The organism is Microbacterium sp. B19, assembly GCF_000333395.1.
Taxonomy (GTDB): Bacteria; Actinomycetota; Actinomycetes; order Actinomycetales; family Microbacteriaceae; genus Microbacterium.
Genome location: NZ_BADA01000413.1, coordinates 1 through 5,296 on the forward strand (window position 1 = coordinate 1; position 5,296 = coordinate 5,296).

The 5,296-nt window shown below is 71.8% G+C and carries 3 protein-coding genes and 1 pseudogene; 2 read left to right on the forward strand and 2 right to left on the reverse strand.

Annotated features, from left to right (window positions below; translation table 11 throughout):
* Together I5G_RS14675 and I5G_RS22760 are read left to right on the forward strand one after the other, a co-directional pair.
* Positions 1–1,213: AMP-binding protein (locus I5G_RS14675; RefSeq protein WP_022879727.1), on the forward strand; the 1,213-nt coding region annotated here is incomplete at its 5' end.
* Between the two features lie 113 nt (positions 1,214–1,326).
* Positions 1,327–1,806: a hypothetical protein gene (locus I5G_RS22760; protein WP_022879728.1), complete on the forward strand. Its 480-nt coding sequence runs from the start codon at positions 1,327–1,329 to the stop codon at positions 1,804–1,806.
* 75 nt (positions 1,807–1,881) lie between these two features.
* Here I5G_RS22760 and ligA read toward each other — a convergent pair.
* Both ligA and I5G_RS14690 read right to left on the reverse strand, forming a co-directional pair.
* Positions 1,882–4,280, reverse strand: a pseudogene (gene ligA / locus I5G_RS22765) (NAD-dependent DNA ligase LigA).
* A 583-nt stretch (positions 4,281–4,863) separates the two neighbouring features.
* Positions 4,864–5,296, reverse strand: a 433-nt coding sequence (locus I5G_RS14690) for an aminomethyltransferase beta-barrel domain-containing protein (RefSeq protein WP_022879729.1), incomplete at its 5' end; no start/stop codon positions are given.

Below are 5,296 nucleotides of genomic sequence, written 5' to 3' on the forward strand. Positions count from 1 at the left end.
GCCGCTGCGCATGCGCCTCGCGCTGCGGCTTCCGATCGCCAAGGCGCGCGAGGCGCGGTCCGCACTGACGGAGAAGACCACGGATGCCACGCCCTGGGCGCAGCTCCTCCGGCACGACCCGCTCCCCGAGACGCACCCGCGTCCGGCCACCGGTGACCTCGCGATCATCCAGTACACGAGCGGCACGACGGGGACGCCGAAGGGCGCGATGCTCACGCACGCCAATCTGCTCGCGAACGCGGCTCAGGCGCGGGCCTGGGTGCCCTCGATCGTCCGCGGCGAAGGGTGCGTCGTGTACGCGGTGCTCCCGATGTTCCACGCCTACGGGCTCACGCTCTGCCTCACCTTCGCGATGTCGATGGGCGCCCGCCTCGTGCTGTTCCCGCGTTTCGACCCCGACATGGTCCTCGCCGTCACGAAGCGGCATCCGGCGACCTTCCTCCCGCTCGTGCCGCCCATCGCCGAGCGACTGCTCGCCGCCGCGGAGGCCCAGGGCGTGTCGCTCGCCGGGACGGACATCGCGATCTCGGGTGCCATGGCGCTCCCGCACGAGTTGGTCGTGCCCTTCGAGAAGGCCACCGGCGGCTACCTCGTCGAGGGCTACGGGCTGAGCGAGTGCTCCCCCGTGCTCATGGCCAACCCCGTGGCCGAGAACCGCGTGCCCGGGACGGTCGGGCTCCCCCTGCCCGGCACCGAATGCCGCGTCGTCGACCCCGATGACCCGCACACCGACGTCGAACCCGGCGGTCGTGGCGAGCTCGTGGTGCGCGGACCGCAGGTGTTCTCGGGCTACTACGGCAAGCCCGAGGAGACCGAGGCGGTCTTCGTCGACGGCTGGTTCCGTACCGGCGACATCGTGACGATCGACGACAGCGGCTTCGTGCGGATCGTCGACCGCATCAAGGAGCTCATCATCACCGGCGGCTTCAACGTCGCCCCGACCGAGGTCGAGAACGTCCTGCGGCAGCATCCGTCCATCGCCGACGTCGCGGTCGTGGGGCTCCCGAGTGACCACTCGGGCGAAGAGGTCGTGGCGGCGGTCGTCGTGGCGGACGGATGCGAGCTCGACACCGACGAGGTCCGCGCGTTCGCGCGTGGCATCCTGACGCCGTACAAGGTGCCCCGCCGCATCGTCGTCGTCGACGAGCTGCCGAAATCGCTCATCGGGAAGGTGCTGCGGCGCCAGGTGAAGGAGCAGCTCCTCGTGAAGTGAGGACTTTGCCGGAATCTCGCCGCTCACGCAAGGGGCGGCGCTGCGGTCACGGTCACCCCGCTACGGTGGAAGCGGGGTCGATCCGGGCCCCGAAGTGACTCTGGGGGCATCACATGAAGACCATCCGCGCACCTTTCGCCGTCGGCGCCGCTGCCGCTCTGCTGCTTCTCGCCGGGTGCTCCGGCGGCGGCTCCGCCTCGAACCAGGGCGATGCGGCCGCGCCGAGCTCCGCGGCATCGAGCACGCCGTCGGCCGCCGCATCGGTGGCCGAGCAGTCGAAGGCCGACGCGTGCAAGATCATCATCGACTCGTTCACCGACGTGTCGCAGGCGAGCAGCTCCATGTCGACGTCGGATCCGACAGCCGCACTGGCCTCGTTCAAGGAGCTCGTGACCAAGGTCCAGACCGACTTCCAAGGCATCACGAACGCCGAGATCGCCCCGGCCGCGCAGGATGCGAGCACGACCCTGAGCAATTACGCGGCGTTCCTCGAGCAGATCGCCGCCGACCCCAGCAAGGCGAGCGAGCTGGGCAACCAGGTGACCGCGCTGCAGAACAGCTTCACCGCCGCCGGCAAGGCCTGCGAGGGCTGATCCTCAGCGCAGATGCAGCGGGGGCGGGGCGTTCGGCGCCCCGCCCCCGCTCTTCGTTGAGCGGGTGACGTCGGTTCAGGACGCCTCGGGCGCGGGCTCGAGCGCTTCGGGGCCCTGCTCAACGAGGATGCGGAACTGCGCGGCATCCAGGATGCGGATGCCGAGCTCTTCCGCCTTCGTGAGCTTCGAGCCGGCACCCGGGCCCGCGGCGACGAAGTCGGTCTTCTTCGAGACGCTCGAGGCCGCCTTGCCGCCCGCCGCGATGATCGCCTCCTGCGCGCCTTCGCGGCTGTAGCCCTCCAGCGAGCCGGTCGCGACGACGGTGAGGCCCGCGAGGACTCCCCCGGCCTCGGCTGCGGCGCCCGGCCCGGGGTGGCCGGGGATCGCGAAGCGGACACCCGCCGCCGTCCATCGCTCGACGATGTCGCGGTGCCAGTCGACCTCGAACCAATCGATGACCGCGTCGGCGATGATGCCGCCGACACCCTCGACCGCGGCGAGCTCCTCGCGTGACGCCGCGCGGATGGCATCCAGGGATCCGAACCACTGCGCGAGGGCGCGCGCTGCCACCGGGCCCACATGGCGGATGTTCAGCGAGACGAGGAGACGCCAGAGATCCTTCGTCTTGGCCTTCTCGAGCTCGGCGATGAGCTTGATCGCCTGCTCGGACGGCAGCACCTCGCGATAGTCCTTGCGGATGCCGCGCCTGCGGCGTTCGGCGAGGTCGAGGTTCTCGGTTCCGGGCGGGTAGGTCGCGGGACCGAGCTTCTGGAACGGCGCGCGCCGCACCTCTTCGCCGGTCTTCTCGTCGATCTTGCGCTCGCCGGTCTCGGCATCGCGCACGACGACCTCGATCGGGACGAGCTGCTCGACCGTGAGATCGAAGAGTCCGGCCTCGGTGTCGAGCGGCGGCTCGGCGGGGACGTCGGGCTGCGTCAGCGCCGCAGCCGTGACCTCGCCGAGCGCTTCGATGTCGAGCGCACCGCGGGAACCGATGTGCTCCACTCGACCGCGGACCTGCGCGGGGCACGACCGCGCGTTCGGGCACCGCAGGTCGATGTCGCCCTCCTTCGCGGGGCGCAGGGGCGTACCGCACTCGGGGCAGTTCGTCGGCATGACGAACGGGCGCTCGGTGCCGTCGCGCAGCTCGACCACGGGTCCGAGCACCTCGGGGATGACGTCGCCCGCCTTGCGTAGCACGACGGTGTCGCCGATCAGGACGCCCTTGACCTTGACGACGTCCTGGTTGTGCAGGGTCGCCTGCCGCACGACGCTGCCCGCCACGCGCGCGGGCTCCATGACCGCGAACGGTGTCGCCCGGCCGGTCCGGCCCACCGACACGACGATGTCGAGGAGCTTCGTGTTCACCTGCTCGGGCGGGTACTTGTACGCGATCGCCCAGCGCGGCGCGCGGCTCGTGGCACCGAGCTCGTCGTGCAGCGCGAGCTCGTCGACCTTCACGACGACGCCGTCGATCTCGTGCTCCACGTCGTGGCGGTGCTCACCGTAGTGAGCGACGAAGCCGAGCACACCGTCGACGCTCGACTCGACCTTGCTGTACGGCGACGTCGGCAGGCCCCACGACGCCAGCAGGTCGTAGATCTCGCTCTGGGCGGCGACCGGCGGGTCGGGCCATGCGCCGATGCCGTGGACGTACAGCGCGAGCGAGGCGATCCGGGCGAGGCCGGCCTCGAGCTCGAGCCCCGTCTTCTTCTCGATCTGCTGGCGCAGGCCGCCGCTCGCGGCGTTGCGCGGGTTCGCGAAGGCCGGGAAACGCCGCGCCGCGGCCTGCTCCGCCTTCTCGATGTCGAACGCTTTCGCGCCGCCCCGGCGCGCGTTCGCGCGCTCCCGCGCCTCGGCGACGGCTCGCTCGCGATACTCGCCCTGGAGGCGATTGAGGTTCTCGAACGCGGCGACCGGGATGAACACCTCCCCGCGCACCTCGACGAGCGCGGGGTGCCCCTCGCCCGACAGCTCGCGCGGGATACCGGCGACGCGCAGCGCGTTGTCGGTGACGATCTCGCCGACGCGCCCGTCTCCGCGCGTCGCCGCCGAGGTCAGCACACCGTTCTCGTACCGCAGGCTGATCGCGAGGCCGTCGATCTTCAGCTCACTGAGCCAATTCACCGGCCGCCCAGCCGACGCCTCCGTCTTCACCGCCCAGTCGCGCAACTCTTCCGGCGAGAAGACGTGTCGAGGCTCAACATCCGCTCGGCGTGCTCGATCGTGACGAGGTCCGTCGCCTCGGCCGCGCCCACGGACAGCGTCGGGCTGTCCTGCCCCTGAAGTTCGGGATACAACCGCTCGATGGCCTCGAGCCGATGCATCCATCCGTCATACGTCGCGTCGTCGACGAGCTCGGCATCCCGCCCGTAATACGCATCGCGCGCGCCGACGATGCGCTCCGTCAGATCGGCGGCCTCGGTGCGCGCTTCGTCGAGGGTCAGGTCGGGAAGCTGGTCGTGCTCGGTCACGGCTCCAGCTTAAAGAGGGCCCCCGACATCGCCCGCGGGGTTGCCACCGGCTCGCGGGCGACGGGAGGGGATTCTGCGGGCGGAGGACGGATGCCGGGATCCCGATCCTCCCGTGCCCGGATCTCCTCCCCCGGGCCGCGGCGACAGCCAGCCGCGACCCGCCACCGCGGCCCGACCTCCGAGGTTCCGCCCGGGCAACGGGAGGAGATCCTGCGGGCGGAGGACGGATGCCGGGATCCCGATCCTCCCGTGCCCGGATCTCCTCCCCCGGGCCGCGGCGACAGGCAGCCGCGACCCGCCACCGCGAGCCGACCGCTGAGGTCCCGCCCGGGCGACGGGAGGGGATTCTGCGAGCGGAGGACGGATGCCGGGATCCCGGTCCTCCCGTGCCGGTATCTCCTCCCCCGGGCCGCAGCGACAGCCAGCCGCGACCCGCCACCGCGAGCCGACCGCCGAGGTCCCGCCCGGGCAACGGGAGGAGATCCTGCGGGCGGAGGACGGATGCCGGGATCCCGGTCCTCCCGTGCCCGGATCTCCTCCCCACACGGGAGCGCCGGCGCAGCCGGGGCCCCACCCCGCGGGCTCAGGCTTCGACGGGGACCGCCGACACCGTCCGCGCGATCGTGAACTGGCCGATCACTCGCGTGCCGTCGTAGAGCACCGCCGTCTGTCCGGGCGCGACGCCGTCGAACGGCTCGTCGGGGCGCACGGTGAGCGTGCCGTTCTCCCACGTCGCGGTCGCGGGCACCGGGTCGGCGTGCGCACGGATCTGCGCGTGGCAGTCGAACGTGGACGCGGAGGGCGCACGGCCCGCCCACGTGAAGCGGTCGCCGGAGATCTCGGCGCACGCGAGCGCCTCCTTGGGACCCACGACGACGGTGTTGTTGACGGGCCGCACCTCGAGCACGAAGCGCGGCTTGCCGTCGGGCGCGGGGACGCCGAGCTGCAGCCCGCGGCGCTGCCCCACGGTGAACGCGTGCGCGCCGTCGGACTCTAGAGGTCCCCCGGGACCGAGC

Excerpts from the sequence above, each read along its gene's own strand:
- I5G_RS22760 (WP_022879728.1), top strand. The coding sequence starts at position 1,327 with ATGAAGACCATCCGCGCACCTTTCGCCGTCGGCGCCGCTGCCGCTCTG.